Origin of the sequence: Mycobacterium cajalii (assembly GCF_045809005.2) — a bacterium.
Classification (GTDB): Bacteria; Actinomycetota; Actinomycetes; order Mycobacteriales; family Mycobacteriaceae; genus Mycobacterium.
In genome coordinates this window covers 2,883,445-2,898,866 of the sequence record NZ_CM141436.1, presented here as the reverse complement: position 1 = coordinate 2,898,866, position 15,422 = coordinate 2,883,445, and the positions used below count along the sequence as shown (strand labels likewise).

General features: G+C 69.5%; 15 protein-coding genes and 2 pseudogenes. 4 read left to right on the top strand and 13 right to left on the bottom strand.

The window, feature by feature from the left end; translation table 11 throughout:
• Window positions 1-6: 6 nt before the first annotated feature.
• A complete protein-coding gene (locus tag ACJ512_RS13730; protein WP_407687172.1) occupies window positions 7-1,521 on the bottom strand; it encodes an MFS transporter in 1,515 nt (504 codons plus the stop codon).
• 207 nt (window positions 1,522-1,728) lie between these two features.
• Here ACJ512_RS13730 and ACJ512_RS13725 point away from each other — a divergent pair, with 207 nt between their 5' ends.
• Window positions 1,729-2,082 carry a DUF732 domain-containing protein gene (locus tag ACJ512_RS13725; protein WP_407687173.1) on the top strand — a complete coding sequence of 118 codons (354 nt, stop codon included), beginning with the start codon at window positions 1,729-1,731 and terminating at the stop codon, window positions 2,080-2,082.
• 14 nt (window positions 2,083-2,096) lie between these two features.
• On the opposite strand, the gene ACJ512_RS13720 is transcribed toward ACJ512_RS13725, so the two are convergent.
• The 11 genes and pseudogenes from ACJ512_RS13720 to ACJ512_RS13670 all read right to left on the bottom strand — a co-directional run bounded on the left by ACJ512_RS13720 (window position 2,097) and on the right by ACJ512_RS13670 (window position 11,459).
• On the bottom strand, window positions 2,097-3,665 hold the full coding sequence (locus ACJ512_RS13720) for a Na+/H+ antiporter (protein WP_407687174.1): 1,569 nt from the start codon (window positions 3,663-3,665) through the stop codon (window positions 2,097-2,099).
• A 78-nt stretch (window positions 3,666-3,743) separates the two neighbouring features.
• Window positions 3,744-4,526 (bottom strand): SDR family oxidoreductase, encoded by a 783-nt coding sequence (locus tag ACJ512_RS13715; RefSeq protein ID WP_407687175.1) that lies wholly within the window; start codon window positions 4,524-4,526, stop codon window positions 3,744-3,746.
• Window positions 4,527-4,581: 55 nt separating this feature from the next.
• Window positions 4,582-5,430 carry a TauD/TfdA dioxygenase family protein gene (locus tag ACJ512_RS13710; RefSeq protein ID WP_407687176.1) on the bottom strand — a complete coding sequence of 283 codons (849 nt, stop codon included), beginning with the start codon at window positions 5,428-5,430 and terminating at the stop codon, window positions 4,582-4,584.
• A gap of 17 nt (window positions 5,431-5,447) precedes the next feature.
• Window positions 5,448-5,783 (bottom strand): hypothetical protein, encoded by a 336-nt coding sequence (locus ACJ512_RS13705; RefSeq protein ID WP_407687177.1) that lies wholly within the window; start codon window positions 5,781-5,783, stop codon window positions 5,448-5,450.
• 2 nt (window positions 5,784-5,785) lie between these two features.
• Window positions 5,786-7,057, bottom strand: a complete 1,272-nt coding sequence (locus ACJ512_RS13700; protein WP_407687178.1) for an aromatic ring-hydroxylating oxygenase subunit alpha — start codon at window positions 7,055-7,057, stop codon at window positions 5,786-5,788.
• A gap of 13 nt (window positions 7,058-7,070) precedes the next feature.
• Window positions 7,071-7,820 (bottom strand): SDR family NAD(P)-dependent oxidoreductase, encoded by a 750-nt coding sequence (locus tag ACJ512_RS13695; protein WP_407687179.1) that lies wholly within the window; start codon window positions 7,818-7,820, stop codon window positions 7,071-7,073.
• Window positions 7,817-8,083: pseudogene (locus ACJ512_RS13690) on the bottom strand (2Fe-2S iron-sulfur cluster-binding protein); the annotation flags it as partial. The gene ACJ512_RS13695 and the pseudogene ACJ512_RS13690, both read right to left, overlap by 4 nt.
• Window positions 8,084-8,127: 44 nt before the next feature.
• Window positions 8,128-8,580, bottom strand: a complete 453-nt coding sequence (locus ACJ512_RS13685; RefSeq protein WP_369738357.1) for a MarR family winged helix-turn-helix transcriptional regulator — start codon at window positions 8,578-8,580, stop codon at window positions 8,128-8,130.
• Window positions 8,564-9,856 carry a metal-dependent hydrolase family protein gene (locus ACJ512_RS13680; protein WP_407687180.1) on the bottom strand — a complete coding sequence of 431 codons (1,293 nt, stop codon included), beginning with the start codon at window positions 9,854-9,856 and terminating at the stop codon, window positions 8,564-8,566. Before ACJ512_RS13680 ends, ACJ512_RS13685 begins: the two co-directional genes overlap by 17 nt.
• On the bottom strand, window positions 9,853-10,182 hold the full coding sequence (locus ACJ512_RS13675) for a hypothetical protein (protein WP_369738355.1): 330 nt from the start codon (window positions 10,180-10,182) through the stop codon (window positions 9,853-9,855). Before ACJ512_RS13675 ends, ACJ512_RS13680 begins: the two co-directional genes overlap by 4 nt.
• Window positions 10,179-11,459, bottom strand: coding sequence for an aromatic ring-hydroxylating oxygenase subunit alpha (locus tag ACJ512_RS13670; RefSeq protein WP_407687181.1), 1,281 nt, complete (start codon window positions 11,457-11,459; stop codon window positions 10,179-10,181). Before ACJ512_RS13670 ends, ACJ512_RS13675 begins: the two co-directional genes overlap by 4 nt.
• Window positions 11,460-11,597: 138 nt before the next feature.
• Here ACJ512_RS13670 and ACJ512_RS13665 point away from each other — a divergent pair, with 138 nt between their 5' ends.
• Window positions 11,598-13,043, top strand: coding sequence for an aldehyde dehydrogenase (locus tag ACJ512_RS13665; RefSeq protein WP_407687182.1), 1,446 nt, complete (start codon window positions 11,598-11,600; stop codon window positions 13,041-13,043).
• A 246-nt stretch (window positions 13,044-13,289) separates the two neighbouring features.
• Here ACJ512_RS13665 and ACJ512_RS13660 read toward each other — a convergent pair.
• Window positions 13,290-13,703, bottom strand: a pseudogene (locus ACJ512_RS13660) (acyl-CoA dehydrogenase family protein); the annotation flags it as partial.
• A 56-nt stretch (window positions 13,704-13,759) separates the two neighbouring features.
• Here ACJ512_RS13660 and ACJ512_RS13655 point away from each other — a divergent pair.
• Window positions 13,760-14,665, top strand: coding sequence for an NAD-dependent epimerase/dehydratase family protein (locus ACJ512_RS13655; protein ID WP_407687183.1), 906 nt, complete (start codon window positions 13,760-13,762; stop codon window positions 14,663-14,665).
• Between the two features lie 12 nt (window positions 14,666-14,677).
• Window positions 14,678-15,421 carry a hypothetical protein gene (locus tag ACJ512_RS13650; RefSeq protein ID WP_407687184.1) on the top strand — a complete coding sequence of 248 codons (744 nt, stop codon included), beginning with the start codon at window positions 14,678-14,680 and terminating at the stop codon, window positions 15,419-15,421.
• The last annotated feature ends 1 nt before the right edge of the window (window position 15,422 follow it).

Here is a 15,422-nt window from a genome sequence, read left to right as displayed (position 1 = left end):
CCGCAGTCAATCAGACACACCGCCCCGGCGGACCGGCGCGTCCCCCGCGCCGGCCGGCGCGTCCTCGTCCTCGGCGTCGACGACGGTCAACGGCATGGCGAGGTCCTCGAGCGAGCGTTGTTCGGCCGCGACACCGAGCCACAGTTCGACCAGCCCGGCGACGGCCATCACCGCCGCCCCGATGAGGAACGACCAGACCACCTCGCCGCGCTGCCCGGAGTTGATCAGCTGCCCGAACAGCAGCGGGCCGGTGATGCCGCCGATCGCGGTGCCCATCGCGTAGAAGAAGGCGATCGCCAGCGCCCTGGTCTCCATCGGGAAGATCTCGCTGACGGTCAGGTAGGCCGCGCTCGCGCCCGCCGACGCGAGGAAGAAGGCCGCCGCGAGCACGGCGATGAAGGCCCACACGCCGCCGGCCCCGGTCACGAACAGCACCGCGAGGCCGGCCACGACGACCGCGGAACCGATGTAGGACATCGTGATCATCGGTTTGCGGCCGACGGAGTCGAACAGATGCCCCAGCAGCAGGGGGCCGAGAAAGTTGCTGAGGGCCCACACGACGAAGAAGAGCGGCACCGTTCCGGAGGGGACGTCGTAGAAGTCGCTCAACAGCGTGCCCAGGTTGAAGGTGACGCCGTTGTAGAGGAACGCCTGCCCGATGAACAGCGCCAGCCCCAGCACCGCGCGCCCGGGGTAGAGCGTGAACGCCACCTTGGCGATCTCCACGAAGGAGATCGCCGTGCGCTGACGGACTTTGAGCGGCCGCCCCTGCGGCTCGGGCAGCGGTTCGCCCGTTTCCCGGAACACGTCGGCCTCGATGTCGCCGACGATGCGCTCGGCTTCCTGCTCGCGGCCGTGGATGAACAACCAGCGGGGACTCTCGGGGACGTTGCGCCGGACCAGGAGGACGAAGATGCCGAAGATGGCGCCGATGCCGAAAGCGAGCCGCCAGCCGATGTCGACCGGGAAGTGGGCGGTGTCGAGCAGGACCAGAGCCCCCGCTGCTCCCGCGGCCGACCCGACCCAGTACGTCCCGTTGATGACCAGGTCCACGCGACCGCGCACCCGCGCGGGGATCAGCTCGTCGATCGCCGAGTTGATCGCGGCGTATTCGCCGCCGATGCCGGCGCCGGTGAAGAAGCGCGTGACGAAGAAATACCAGGGCGCGAACGCGAATGCGGTGGCCACGGTGGAGATCAGGTAGAGCACCAGGGTCAGCATGAACAGGTTGCGCCGCCCGAAGCGGTCCGTCAGGTGACCGAAGAACAGCGCGCCCGCGCAGGCACCGGTGATGTAGATCGCGGCGGCCACCCCGATCTGGGCGGGGTCGAGCGCGATGCCGCTGCCCTTCTCCGTGAGCCGGGCCGAGACGTTGCCGACCATGGTGACCTCGAGGCCGTCGAGGACCCAGACGCCGCCCAGACCCAGCACCACGCGCCAGTGGAACCGCGACCACGGCAGCCGGTCGAGCCGCGCCGGCACCTGGGTCGAGATGGTCCCGGTCTGCGCGCCTGTGCTCATCTGTGCTCCGTTCTGGTTCCGAGACGGGATCGGCCGTCCGTCGGCCGCCGCAAACGCAGGGTTCCCAAGTTACTGACCCCGCACCCAGGCTGCCCGGTGCGGGCTGCCCGGGACGATTGGGCAGGACGGACATCGTCGTGTCGGCTACCGTTTAGCTACCGCCGTACTCACCGCCGAGTCCGTCCGTACGCGCGCCGGGAGGGAACCATGGCCCACAGCCGGGCAATCACCGCGAGGTGGTCGACGCTCGTTGCGGCCCCGCTTGCCGCGCTGCTCTTCGCGGTCCCGGCCGCGGCCGATCAGGTCGATGACGCGTTCGTCGCGGCGCTGCAAAAGCGCGGGATCGTCTTTCCGAGCGACGCCGCCGCGATCGCGGCGGCCCGCAACGTGTGCGCCGGCCTCGACAACGGCCAGACGCCCGCCGGCCTGACGCTGGCCCTCGCGAAGACGACCTTCCTGTCGGCGCGGGACGCCGGCTACTTCATCGGCGCTTCGGTGGCGTCCTATTGTCCGCAGTACAGGAGCGACGCGGGCATTTCGGTGCCCCCGACCGCCGGGTGAGGCGACCACCCGCATCACAGGTCCCGCAGCCTCGCCTCCTCGAGATCCAGGCTGCGTTGGATGGCCCGCAACACCGTCGCGCTGATGCGGCCCTGCTGCCGCAACCCCACGACCTTGGCCCGCTCCGCGGCGAGCATCCCCAGCCGCAGCCCCCGGTAGGTGTCGGCCTCACTGTGCGGCGCCGCCGTGACCGGGTCGGGTCCCTGCAGCCGGCGCACCCTGGACGTGTACAGGCTGCGCAGCGACGCGACCGAGGCGTCGGACTCGTCACACGCCTGGGACTGCTCGCCCAGCCAGTCGAGCGCGGCGGCGGCCGCCTCCAGCCGGGCTTCGCGCTCCTGGTCGCGCCAGTCATCGCGGTCCACCCCGAGCCTGCGGAGCAGCAGCGGCAGGCTCATGCCCTGCACGACGAGGGTCACCACGACGACCGATGCCGCCACCACGATCACCAGGTCCCGATGCGGGAAGGGTGAGCCGTCGTCGAGCCGCAACGGTATGGCCAGCGCCGCGGCCAGCGAGACGCCGCCGCGCATTCCGGCCCACCCGATCACGGCCCGCTCCCGCCAGGTCGCGGGTGTGCCCGGATGGCGCTCGACGCGGGTCATCGCCGGTCGCAGCATCAGCATCCAGACCAGCCGCGAACCCACCACCACGGCCAGCACCACCGCGACGACGGTCAGCAGCGTCGAGGTGGGAACCCCGGGGACGCGGTGGACCACACGGACCAACTGCATCCCGAGCAGGGTGAACAGCGCGCCGTTGAGCAGGAACACCAGCACGTCCAGGAACGCGAACGCCTGCAGCCGCGCCCGCGGCGCGAAGATCCACCCGGAGCGGGCGCCGACGTAGAGGCCCGCGACGACGGTCGCCAGGACCCCCGACAGACCGGCCGCCTGCGCGAGCACGTACGTCAGGTAGGGCGTGGCGAGCGACAGGGTGATCTCCAGCAACGCCTGATCGAGCCGGCGACGCAGGCCGACCAGGATCCAGGCGATCACCAGGCCCAGCGCCGCGCCGCCCAGCGGCGCGACGAGCACCGTCTCCGCGATCTGCCCCGGTCGCACCACACTCGCGGCCGCGGCGGTGACGGCCCCGACATAGAGCACCAGCGCGGTGCCGTCGTTGATCAGCCCTTCGCCCTCGACGATGGTCACCAACCGCTCGGGCGCGTTGAGCCGCCGGAAGATCGACGTCGCCGCGACGGTGTCGGTGGGCGCCACGACCGCCCCGGCCACCGCGGCGATCGTGATCGGCACGCCGGCGAACCCGACCATCACCGCCATCACCCCCGCCATGGTGACCAGGACCAGCCCCACGGCCAACAGCCCGATGGGGACGGCATCGGCCCGCAGGTCTTCCGGGGCGATGAAGTACGCGGCGAAGTAGACCAGCGGCGGCAGGAACACGTAGAAGACGACCGTGGGCGACAGCTCGGGCGTCGGCATCCACGGCGGCAGGCTCAGCAGCGCCCCCAGCCCGACCAGCACGACCGGGTAGGGCACCCCGAAGCGCTCGGCCAACCACCCCGCCAGCGCGATCGCCAGCGGCAGGCACAGCAACAGGAACGTCAGTTGCGAGGTCATCGAATCGGTCCTCCGGCAGGCACGTTTCGTCCGCGGCGCGACGGGTCGGCCGTCATCACCCGCGAGTCGGCGGCGGTCTCACGCAGATTCGCGCGCCGACGTCCCGCCGTCGACGGCCAGCACCATGCCGCTGGTGCGGGTACCCGCCGCGAAGTACAGCGCGGCCTCGCCGACGTCCTCGGGGGTCCCCTCCAGCGGCAGCGGGCGGTCCTTGTGCATCTTCTCGCGCGTCTTCCGCACGAATTTGTCCACGGCTTCCGGGCTCAGCCCCGGGACCGACGACGCGAGGATGGGCGTCGGAACTCCTCCGGGCGCAAGGCAGTTCACGCTGATGCCCAGCGGCGCCAGTTCTGTGGCCACGCTACGGCTGAAATGGATGACCGCGGCTTTGGACGCCCGGTAGGTCATCACGCCGCCGCCGGCCTGCAGGCCCCCGATCGATGCCACGTTGATGATGCTGCCGCCGTCGTGGTCGGCCATGTGGCGCGCCGCCTCCTGGGTGCCGAGCATGACGCCCAGGACGTTGACCGCCATGACCTTGGGGAAGTCGCCGAGGTCGGCCTGCAGGAAGCTCCGGTGCATCTTGCTGGAGATGCCGGCGTTGTTGACCATCACGTCGAGGCCACCGAAATGCCGCACCGCCGCCTCGACCACGGCGCTGACGTCGTCGGCGCAGGAGACGTCGACGTGCTCGAATCGCGCGCGGTCACCGCACTCGTCGGCCAGTTGCCGTCCGGCGTCGTCGATGTCGGCGATGACCACCGAGGCGCCGGCAGCGAGGAACGTGCGGACGATGCCCAGGCCCAGCCCGGAGGCGCCGCCGGTGACGATGGCGACCTTGCCGTCCAACCGTGGGGTCATCGACCGGTCCTTTCGGGTTCGTGGCGAATCCTCACCGGCCAGTGTGCTACACGGGTTATTCGATGGGTTCGTCGCCCAGCACGGTGGTGCGCAGCATCTCCCGCGCCGAGTTCGGGTCGTAGGGCGCGGCGCGGTGCAGCACGCCGCGGTTGTCCCAGATGACGGTGTCGCCGACCGACCAGGCGTGGCTGTACACTTTGTCGGGTTCGGTGGCGCGCGCGAGCAGCTCGTCCAGCAGCGCCCGGCCCTCGTCGAGGTCCATGCCGACCACGTAGTCGGCCGAGGCGCCCAGCACCAGCGACTTGCGGCCGCTGCGGTGCGTCCACACCAGCGGGTGCTCGTGGGTGCGCCGAGAGTTCCACCGCGCCAACTGCTCCGGTGTGGGATCGGGGTAGACGCGCCGCTGGGACGCCGCCAGCGAATGCACGACACGCAACGACCCGAAGCGCTCCCTCTCCCCGGCGCTCAGCGCATCGTAGGCGGCGTAGGTGTTGGCGAACTCGGTTTCGCCGCCCCGCTCGGCGACCTGCACCGCCGACAACACGGTCGCCTTCTGCGGGCACTCGTCGTCCTTGATCGGGGTGCACCCGTCGATGTGCCAGTCGAAGGTCGCCTTCAGGTATTCCGCCGAGGAGTTCTTGGACCGGTCCAGCGTGATCGGATAGATCCCGGCCACGGGGTGATGCCCGTCGGAGGAGTGGTCGACCTCGCCGAGGCGGCGGCAGAACGCGACCTGTGCCTCCGGGTCGAGCCGCAGACCCCGGAACACCAGCACACCGTTGGCCTCCAGGGCGTCGAGCACGGCGGCCCCGAGCGACTCGTCGGAGGCCACGGCGGCCAGGTCGAGCCCGACTACCTCGGCGCCGACGCGGTCGGTGAGCTTGTTGATGGTGAGCAGACTCATGGTCGGTCCTCCGGCGGTCAGGGGGTGGGCTCTACGGTGCGGGTCATGACCGCGTCGGCGGCGCAGACGGGCGCGGGTTGGTGCATGATCTCCACCGACATGGCCACCATGATCAGCGAATAGATCAGGTGCAACAGGTTGAGCGCATCGTCCGGCAGACCGTCGAGCGGGAACTTGTCGCAGTATCCGATGGCCTCTTCCAGGCGCGGGAAGAACGCGTCGTAGAACTCGCGCATCTGCGGCATCGTGCTGGACATCCGGGCGTTCCAGCGCTCGGTTTCGGTGGGGAGACACCAGGTCTGGGCGTAGGGCTCCAGTTCGGCGAAGGCGCTGGGCAGCAGGGCTTCCGGCATGCTCACACTCCCGCCGGTGCCGTTTCGCGGCGGTAGGCCTGATATTCAGTGACCCAGTCGACGACCACCTTGTGCAGATGGCGCACCAGGATCTCCTGATCGTTCAGCGGGAAGTCGTCGACGACCCCGTACTCCAGCGCGGCCTGCGTGCCACCGAGCATGCCCGCGTCCTGCAACGCGAACTCCTTGAGCACCACCGACGCGACTTCGTGCTGAATGCGTTCCCGCACGCTGCGGGCCGGAGAGAAGTAGGTGTAGGCCTCGAAGCGGTGGGTGTTGTACGAGGTGGGCCAGTACCGGTAGAGCAGATACCAGCCGCCGTAGATCAGGATCTCGATGTTGGGGAAGATCTGGAAATTGCTGATCCCCCAGGGTTCGATGCCGCCGGGATTGAGCCCAGGGGGCAGCTCGCCGATGTCGGGGGTGCGCCACGGGCCGACCAGCCCGCTCTCGGTGGCCCGCTCGATCGGGTACATGTACTCGGGCGGCAGCAGCCACCGGCGCCGACCCGCGGTGGACACCATCCGGTGCGGGCCGTCGAGTTGGAAGTGCCCGCAGGTGAATCCGGCGTTGGGCTCGCGCACCTCCGGGGGCACCTGTTGGGGGTGCAGGGAGGGGACGTGGTAGTACTCCTGGAACGCGTCGGCGAAGATCTTCCAGTTGCTGTTGTTGTGCGCGACCCACTCGTAGCGTTCGGTCAGCTTGTCGAACGGATAGCCGTCGAGGCCGGTGATCATCGGGCCCAGGAATTCGCGCAGAGTTTGACGCGGCTCGGGATCGAGGTTGACGAACACGAAGCCGTTCCACACGTCGCAGTGCACGGCGCTCAGCCCGTATTCGGATCTGTCGAGCCCGAAGAACTCCGACTCCTGCTGCACGAATTGCAGCGCGCCCTGCAGGTCGTAGCGCCAGCCGTGGTACTTGCAGGTGAACTGCCGGCAGGTGCCGCGGGTCTGTTCGGCGGGAAAGTCCTTCCACACCAGCTTGTTTCCCCGGTGCCGGCACACGTTGTGGAAGGCGCGGATCCGGTCGTCCCTCCCCCTGGCCAGGATCACCGAGGCGCCCGCGGCCTCGATCTCCTTGGTGAGGAAACTGCCGGTGCGGGGCAGTTCCTCGACGCGGGCGACGTTGAGCCAGGCCCGCTTGAAGATCGCCTCGCATTCGAGCTCGTAGAACTGCGGCGACGTAGAGTCCCGCAAAGACACCGGGCCGGTGCCCAATTCGGGGTAATGCTCGGTCCAGGACCCCTCCGCGGGCCGTCCCGATCGGGTCATGCGCACCTCCTCGTCATAGCACCGCTCCCCCGTTGACACCGAGGACCTGGCCGGTGATGTAGCGGGCTTCCTCGGAGCTGAGGAACCCGACGGCCGCGGCGATGTCGGCGCCGGTGCCCAGGTAGCCCATCGGGATGTTGGCGGCGAGCTGTTCGTTGGAGCCCAGATAGCCGGCGGCCTGCCCCGCGTGCTGCATGGGCGTCTCGATGCCCGACGGCGGAATCGTGTTGACGGTGATCCCGTGCGTGGCGTACTCGCGGGCCAGCGACTTGGTCAGCGTGATCACCCCGCCCTTGGCGGCGGCGTAGTGGGCGGCGAAGGGCGAACCGCGTTGCGCGCTCGACGACGAGATCGTCACGATCCTGCCCCAGTTCGCGGCCAGCATGTCGGGCAGGGCCACCTGGCAGCAGTGGAACGTGCCGGTCAGGTTGACATCGACGACGCGCACCCACGCGTCGGCGGAGATCTCGGTGAACGGCGCGAAGCCGAACAACCCGGCGCTGGTCACCAGGACCGAGACGGGTCCGAGTTGGCCGCGGACCTCGGCGAACGCCCGCTCGAGGGCGGGCCGGTCCGTGACGTCGGCGCCGACACCGACGGAGGTGACCCCGCCCGCCCGGAGATCGTCGCTGACGCGTTGCGCGGCTTGCTCGTCGACGTCCAGCACCGCGACCTTGTGCCCGCGCCGGCCCAGTTCGTGGCAGGTGGCCGCACCGATGCCGGAGGCCCCGCCGGTCACCACCGCCACCCTCGGTGTGTTCATTCGTAGATCACCCTGACCCTGCGGCTGGTGGGCAGCGCCTGACAGGTCAGCACCCATCCGTCCGCGACCTCGTCGGCTTCGAGGGCGTCGTTGTTGACCATGTGTGCGCTCCCCTCGGCCAGCCGGGCCATACACGTTCCGCAGGAACCGATCTCGCAGGACGACGGCGGGTACAGCCCCGCCATGCGGGCGGTCTGCAGCAGGGTGTCGCCCCGGCTGTGGGCCACGGTGGTGGCGGCGCCGTTCAGTTCGATGACGACCTCCTCGGTGACGGCATCCCCGGCCCGGGCCAGCACGGTGTCGACCATCAGGTGTCCACGTGGTCGTTGAAAAGCTCATTGCCGGTGCCCTTTTCGACGATCCGGCCCAGCAACTCGCGCAGCGTCTGCTGCTCCTCGGCGGTCAGCACGCCGAACACCTTGTCGTGTGCGGCCACCGCGTCGCTGACGACGGTGGCGGCGACGTCGCGCCCTTCGCCGGTCAGGTAGGCCTGCAGGATGCGCCCGTGCTGGGGATTCTGCTTCCGCTCCACCAGGCCGCGGCGCTCCAGCGAGGTGAGCGCGAACTGAACCCCTTGGGGGCTGATCAACAGGCGCCGGGCCAGTTCCGCGCCCGACAGGCCGGGCTCGTTGGCCAGCTGGCGCAGCACACCGATCTGCGCGGTGCTCACGCCGTGCTCGCTCATCGCATCGTTGATGGACGTCAGCGAATGGTAGAAAGCCTGTTTGAGCAGCCACATGATGTTATCGGTGAGTTCCATGCCCGCCTCCCCGCCCGATGACGTCCTTGTAGACCTGGCCGCCCTTCATCACGAAGGGCACGTCGAGCGTGACGCCGATGTCCCGGGCGGGATCGCCCGGCACGGCGATGACGTCGGCGAGGTAACCCGGCGCGAGCCGGCCCAGTTCGTCTTCGGCGTCGACGAGTTCGGCGGCGACCACCGTGGCGGCCCGGATGGCCTGCATCGGCGTCATGCCGCGGTCCACCAGCGCCTGCAGTTCCCTGGCGTTCTGGCCGTGCGGGATCGCCGGGGCGTCGGTCCCACAGGCGATCCGGACCCCGGCGGCAATCGCCTTGGGCAGCATGGCCTTCGCGCGGGGGAAGACGTCCTCGGCCTTCTTGCGCAGCTCCGGGGCGATCCGGTCGATCGCCATCGCCTCGGTCAGATACGTGGTGGAGACCAGGAAGGTGCCGTGATCGACCATCATCTGAATCGTGTCGTCGCCGGCCAGGAATCCGTGCTCGATGCAGTCGATCCCGGCGCGGATGCACGCCTGGATCGCTTTGTCCCCGACGGCGTGCGCGGCCACCCGCACCCCGGCCCGATGTGCCTCGTCGGCGATGGCGGCGAACTCGGCGTCGGAATACTGCTGGGAGCCCGGCGCGGTGCTGTGCGACATGACCCCGCCCGACGCGGACACCTTGATCAGCTTGGCGCCGTGCCGAATCTGATAGCGGACGCAGGCGATCACGTCCGGCACCCCGTTGGCGATGCCCTCGGCCACCGACAGCGGCATGATGCCGGGCGCGAGCCGCTGAAAGACCGTCGGGTCCAGGTGCCCCCCGTAGGGGGTGACGGCGTGGCCCGCGGGGTAGATGCGCGGGCCGGCGTGCCAGCCGTTGTCGATGGCGCGCTGCAGCGCGACGTCGAGCAGGTAGCCGCCGGTCTTGACCATGAGCCCGAGGTTGCGCACCGTGGTGAAACCGGCCTCCAGCGTGGTGCGCGCGTTCACCGCGCCGCGCAGCGTCCGGTACGCCGGGTCGTCCTGTACGCCGTGCATCGGTGCCGGCAGGCCTTCGGGCCCGCCGGGGCCGCCGATGAGCAGGTTGAGCTCCATGTCCATCAGGCCCGGCAGCAGCGTAACGTCCCCCAGGTCCAGAACAGTGGCCGAATCGGGAAGGGCCCCTGCGGGATCGACCTCGGCGATCCGGTCACCGGCGACGACCACCACGGCCGGCGAGCGGATCTGCCCGGCGGCGACGTCGGCCCACCGCGCCGCCCGCAGGACGACAGCGTCGGTTACCGGAACGGTCACGGAAAGGGCTCCGAGACGCAGTCCAGCGTCGACGCCCCGGAGTCGGGAACCCGGGGCTGCTTCCAGCACTCCACCGGAAACGACACCATGATCATCGAGTACAGCAGGTGCATGAGGTTGAGCACGTCGTCGGGCAGGTCGTCGAGCGGGAACTTGTCGCAGTAGGCCAGGGCCTCCTCCGCGCGCGGGGTGATCGCGTCGTAGAAGGCCTTCATCTCGGCCATCGAGCTGGCCAGCCGCTTGGCGTAGCGCTGCGGCTCGGACGGCAGGCACCAGTCCGCGTAGGGCTCGAGGTCGGCGAATTCGGTCGGCAGCGTTGCGGTCATCGTGCCGCGGCTCCCGCCGTTGCGGAGGTCGACAGGTAGCGCTCGATCCAGGCCGCGGTCTCCTTGTGCAGGTGGCGCAGCAGGATCTCCTGATCGTTGAGCAAAAACCGGTCCACCCAACGGGATTCGATCATCGCCTGGGTCGCCTCGAGGGTGTTGGCGTCCTGCAGCCCGTATTCCTTGAACGTCACGGCCGCCAGCTCCTGGGCCACCCGCTCGCGCGGGGTGCGCGGCTGGGGGAAATACAGCGTGCCCTCGAAGAGGTGGCTGTTGTACGACGTCGGCCAGTAGTGGTAAGTCAGATACCAGCCCTGGCCCCAGAACAGGATCACGAAGTTGGGGAACAGCTGGAACGAATCCAGGCCCCACGGGTCGCATTTCGCGGGGTTGAGCCCCGCGGGCATCTGCCCCAGGTCCTGTTTGTCCCAGGGGCCGAACAATCCGCTCTGGCAGATCTCTTCCATCGGCTTGCGCAGTTCGGGCGCCATCTCCCAGGCGCGCACACCCGACGTGCTGACCAGCCGGTGCGGACCTTCCAGGCGGTAGTGCGGGGCTTCGAAGCCGGCCTCGGCGGCCGCCTTCGAATAGGCCGAGGGCGACTGGTTCGCGTGCAGCACCGGCGCGTGGTAGAACTCCTGGAACGCGTCCATGTAGAGCTTCCAGTTCGCCTTCACCTGCGAGCGGTAATGCCAGCGCGAGGTGAGCTTGCCGAACGGGTAACCCTCCAGGTCGGTGATCATCGGCCCGAGGAACTCGCGCAGCGATTGTTCGGGTCGCTTGGCGAAGTTGACGAAGATGAAGCCCTCCCAGACCTCGCAGTGCACCGGCACCAGCCCGTAGCGGCTCTTGTCGAGGTCGAAGAACTCGTCTTCCTGCTGCACGAAGGTCAGGTGGCCGTCCAGGTCGTAGCGCCAGCCGTGGTACTTGCAGGTGAACTGCCGGCACACCCCGCTGGTCTCCTCGAGCGGCATGTCGTTCCACACCAGCTTGTTGCCGCGATGCCGGCAGATGTTGTGATACGCCTTGACGTCCCCGGCTGCCGTGCGCACCAGGATGATCGAGGTTTTCACGACCACCAGCTCTTTGGTGAAGTAGCTGCCCTTTCGCGGAAGCTGTTCCACCCGGCCCACATTGAGCCAGGCGCGTTTGAAGATGGCCTCGCGCTCGAGCTCGTGGACCTCCGGGCTGATGGAGTCCTCGTAGGACACCGGTTCGGTGCCCAGCTGCGGGTAATGCTGCGTCCAGCTGCCCTCCGGCGGCTTGGGGAATCGCGCCATCCTGCCTACCCCTCTCGACCCCGTGACCCGGCCCGGCATGCGCCGGGAGCGTGCAGCGCCGACGCTATATGCTCGAAGGGCGGCATCGCAAGTAGTTGATATTCGTGTCCCACCCCGTGTCAGGAAGGCGAGCGGCCAGTGCACCAAGACGAACTGTTCATCGGCGGGGCGTGGGCCCGACCGAGCAGCGACAGGCACATCGACGTGATCTCACCGCATTCGGAGCAACTCGTGGCCCGGGTCGCGGCGGCCGGGCCGGCGGACGTGGACGCCGCCGTGGCGGCGGCCCGCGCGGCCTTCGACACCGGCGCGTGGCCGCAGCGGCCGGCGGAGGAGCGGATCGCGATCGTGCGCCGCCTCGCCGGGCTGTACGGGCAGCGCAGCGCGGAGATGGCCGAGGTCATCACCTCGGAGATCGGGGCGCCGATCGCCTTCTCCCGGCGCGCCCAGGTCGGCCTGCCCGCGATGATGATGACCGCGTTCTGCGATCTCGCCGAGAACTACCCGTTCAGCGAGGCGCGGCGCGGCATGTACGGCTCGGACATCCAGATCCGCAGGGAACCCGTCGGTGTCGTCGCCGCGATCGTGCCGTGGAACATGCCGCAGTTCCTGACGGTCACCAAGCTCGTCCCCGCGCTGCTGGCCGGGTGCACCGTGATCGTCAAGCCCGCCGAGGAGTCGCCGCTGGACGCGCTGGTGCTCGCCGAGATGATCGCCGACGCCGGGGTGCCTGACGGGGTGGTCAGCGTGCTGCCCGGCGGCCCCGAGACGGGCGGCCACCTCGTCGCGCATCCCGGTGTGGACAAGGTGTCGTTCACCGGTTCGACCGCCACGGGCACCGCGGTCGCGACGGCGTGCGCGGCCCGGCTGCGCCGCGTGAGCCTCGAATTGGGCGGCAAGTCGGCGGCCATCGTCCTCGACGACGCCGATCCCGGCGCGGTGGCCGCCGGGGTCCGATCGGCCAGCCTGTCCAACAGCGGGCAGATCTGCAACGCGCTGACCCGCGTGCTCGTGCCCGAAGGCCGCGCCGGCGAGTTCACCGATGCGCTGGCCGCCGAGATGGGGTCGCTGCGCGTCGGGGATCCCGCCGACAAGGCAACCCAGGTCGGGCCGCTGGTCAGCCGCCGCCAGCAGGAGCGCGTGCGCGGCTACATCGAGCAGGGCCGCTCGGAGGGCGCGCGCCTGGTCACCGGGGGCACCGCCATGCCCGACGGCCTCGAGCGCGGCTGGTACGTGCGTCCGACGCTCTTCGACCGCGCCGACAACACGATGCGCATCGCGCGCGAGGAGATCTTCGGGCCGGTGCTGACCGTCATCGAGTACGGCGACGAGGCCGACGCCGTGCGCATCGCCAACGACTCCGATTACGGGCTGGCCGGCGCGGTGTGGACCGCCGACGCCGACCGCGGGCTGGCCGTCGCCGGTGCCATCCGCACCGGCACGTTCGGGGTCAACCAGGGCTACACGATGGACCCGTTCGCGCCGTTCGGTGGGGTCAAGTGCAGCGGCTACGGTCGCGAACTGGGCCGCGAGGGTCTCGACGGCTACACCGACACCAAGTCGATCGCGGTGGCGGCCGGCTAGCGTTTGCGGCCGGGGCGGCGTGCGGTCACAGCAGCCACACGCGTCTATGGGCACCGGGGCACCCGATGTGCCCGCCTCACAGCGACAATTGCTCCGCGCCTTTGGTTGTCGCTGCGAGGTGGGCAAGAAGACTGGTGACTCCCCCTGGGTGCTGGTGTGGCCCATGTGGTTTCAGCGCGCCGGCAGCCCGAGGATCCGTTGGCCGATGATGTTGCGCTGGATCTCCGACGTGTCGCCGGCGACCAACGCCATCCACATCAGCGTGCGCTCGTGCCCGAGCGACCCGTTGGCCACCTTCCAGCCGCCGTGCAGCGGGCCGACGAGGTTTTCGGCGAGCACGCGCACACCGGTGAAGAAAACCTCCGCGGCGACGATGCCCACGCCCTGCGGGTTGAAGCAGTGAGCGATGCGCCGGTGGGAGAGTTCCTCGCGATGCACGAACTGCTGCAGGTTGCCGGCGTTGCGGCCGCCGAACTCGGGAGGGTTGCCCGGCAACAGCCAGCCGTGGTCGAACTGCAGCCGCTGCCACGCCCACTCCGGGATGTGCGACGTCGACCGCGACCGCTCCGCCGCCTGCGCCTCGGTGGGCAGGTGCTCGTCGAGGAACCTCACGAACTGCGCGCGGAATCCCTCGACCTCATCCCCGAAGGTCATTTGCAGACCCGCAATATATCAAGTACTTAACATTCGCGGCGCCGTGCGCTATGACTAGTGGGATGCTCGATTCAGAGAAGATCTTGATCACCGGGGCGACCGGAAAGATCGCCTTCCCCATCGCGCGGGCGCTGGCCCCGCGCAACGAGGTGTGGGGCGCCGCGCGCCTGAGGGACCCCGCCGACCGCGACAAACTGGCCGACGCCGGCATCACGCCGGTCGCGCTCGACATGGCCACCGGTGACTTCTCCTCCCTACCTGACGATTTCACCTACGTCTTCCACGCGGCGGTCGATCCCGGCGCCGGCGACTGGACCGCATGCCTGCGCACCAACGCGCAGCATTCCGGTGATCTCCTGTACCGCTGCCGCGGCGCAAAGGGTTTCGTGTTCTGCTCGACCGGGTCGATCTACGGGTACCGGGGGCAGCGCCCACTGACCGAATCGGACCCGCCCGGGGTGCCGCTGCGGGCCCACTACAGCTTCTCCAAGGTCGCCGCCGAAGCCGTGTGCACCTGGATCGCCGAGCGGTACGGGATTCCGCTGACGATCATCCGCATCTGCTCCACCTACGGGCCAGAGGGTGGCGCGCCGGCTGATCGCCTCGATGCGATATTGGCGCGCAAGCCGATTCGCCTGCACCCCGACAAGCCCAACAACTACAACCCGATCTACGAGGACGACTACGTCGAGCTCGGCATCCGGGCCATGGAGGTCGCCGCCACCCCGCCGGTGGTCGTGAACTGGGCCGGCAGCGAGACCGTCAGCGCCGAGGACTACTGCGCCTACCTGGGCGAGTTGGTGGGCGTCGAGCCGATCTTCGATTACACCCCCGACGCGCACACGCCGCTGTGGCCGGACGTCACCCGCATGCACTACGTGCTGGGGCGCACGAAAGTCCCCTGGCGCGAAGGCTTCCGGCGAATGGCCCGGGCGCGTCACCCCGAGATCGAGCTCAAACGAGTCTGAAGGACGGCATCGATGCTGCTACCCGGCACGCCCTCCGACGAGGTCGTCGACGTGCTCGCCGCGGGACGTGGCGACATCACCACCGTGTTCGTCTCCATGGCCACCCGCCATCCCGAGGGGGCCGACGCCGAGTACCTGCGCTGGCACACGATGGACCACCGGCCCGAACAACACCGGCTCGGCGCGGTGCGGGCGTCGCTGCGGCTGGTGTCCACTCCGCAGTGCCGCAACGCGCGGGCGTTCGGCACCGAGCGGTTCGATCCCGTCGACCACGTGATGTCATATTTCTTCACCGGCACGGGCGGATTGGCGGGGTTCAACCAACTTTCGGTGGCACTCGGTGGCGCCGGGCGCAAGCTGCCGCTGCTGCCCCCGGTCGAGCGCGGCGTCTACGACGTGCGTGCGAAGGCGGCCGCGTCCCGGATCAAAGTGGGGGCCGACGTGCTGCCGTGGTGGCCGGCCCGCGGCGTGTACGTGCTGGTGGAAACCGACGCGTCGGCACCGACGGACCTGCTCGGCGTCGACGGTGCCGCCGGCGTGTGGTCCGCAGTCTCGCAGGCCGTCGACGCGAACCTGGCCGGCGCCCCTGCGGGACAGACCCTTTCGTACTGCTTCCTCGACGAGGACCCGGTCGTCGCCGCGGGCGGGCTGCGGCCCGCACTGGAGCAGCGCTGGGCCGACGGCACCGCCACACCGTTGTTCGCCGCCCCGTTCCACGTCGTCGTGGCGCACGAATGGGACCGCCATGTCCCGTGAG

Coding starts and splice junctions, on each gene's coding strand:
- ACJ512_RS13700 (WP_407687178.1), bottom strand. CDS start 7,057: ATGACCCGATCGGGACGGCCCGCGGAGGGGTCCTGGACCGAGCATTAC.
- ACJ512_RS13655 (WP_407687183.1), top strand. CDS start 13,760: ATGCTCGATTCAGAGAAGATCTTGATCACCGGGGCGACCGGAAAGATC.
- ACJ512_RS13650 (WP_407687184.1), top strand. CDS start 14,678: ATGCTGCTACCCGGCACGCCCTCCGACGAGGTCGTCGACGTGCTCGCC.
- ACJ512_RS13670 (WP_407687181.1), bottom strand. CDS start 11,459: ATGGCGCGATTCCCCAAGCCGCCGGAGGGCAGCTGGACGCAGCATTAC.
- ACJ512_RS13675 (WP_369738355.1), bottom strand. CDS start 10,182: ATGACCGCAACGCTGCCGACCGAATTCGCCGACCTCGAGCCCTACGCG.
- ACJ512_RS13730 (WP_407687172.1), bottom strand. CDS start 1,521: ATGAGCACAGGCGCGCAGACCGGGACCATCTCGACCCAGGTGCCGGCG.
- ACJ512_RS13725 (WP_407687173.1), top strand. CDS start 1,729: ATGGCCCACAGCCGGGCAATCACCGCGAGGTGGTCGACGCTCGTTGCG.
- ACJ512_RS13705 (WP_407687177.1), bottom strand. CDS start 5,783: ATGCCGGAAGCCCTGCTGCCCAGCGCCTTCGCCGAACTGGAGCCCTAC.
- ACJ512_RS13710 (WP_407687176.1), bottom strand. CDS start 5,430: ATGAGTCTGCTCACCATCAACAAGCTCACCGACCGCGTCGGCGCCGAG.
- ACJ512_RS13695 (WP_407687179.1), bottom strand. CDS start 7,820: ATGAACACACCGAGGGTGGCGGTGGTGACCGGCGGGGCCTCCGGCATC.
- ACJ512_RS13720 (WP_407687174.1), bottom strand. CDS start 3,665: ATGACCTCGCAACTGACGTTCCTGTTGCTGTGCCTGCCGCTGGCGATC.
- ACJ512_RS13685 (WP_369738357.1), bottom strand. CDS start 8,580: ATGGAACTCACCGATAACATCATGTGGCTGCTCAAACAGGCTTTCTAC.
- ACJ512_RS13715 (WP_407687175.1), bottom strand. CDS start 4,526: ATGACCCCACGGTTGGACGGCAAGGTCGCCATCGTCACCGGCGGCGCC.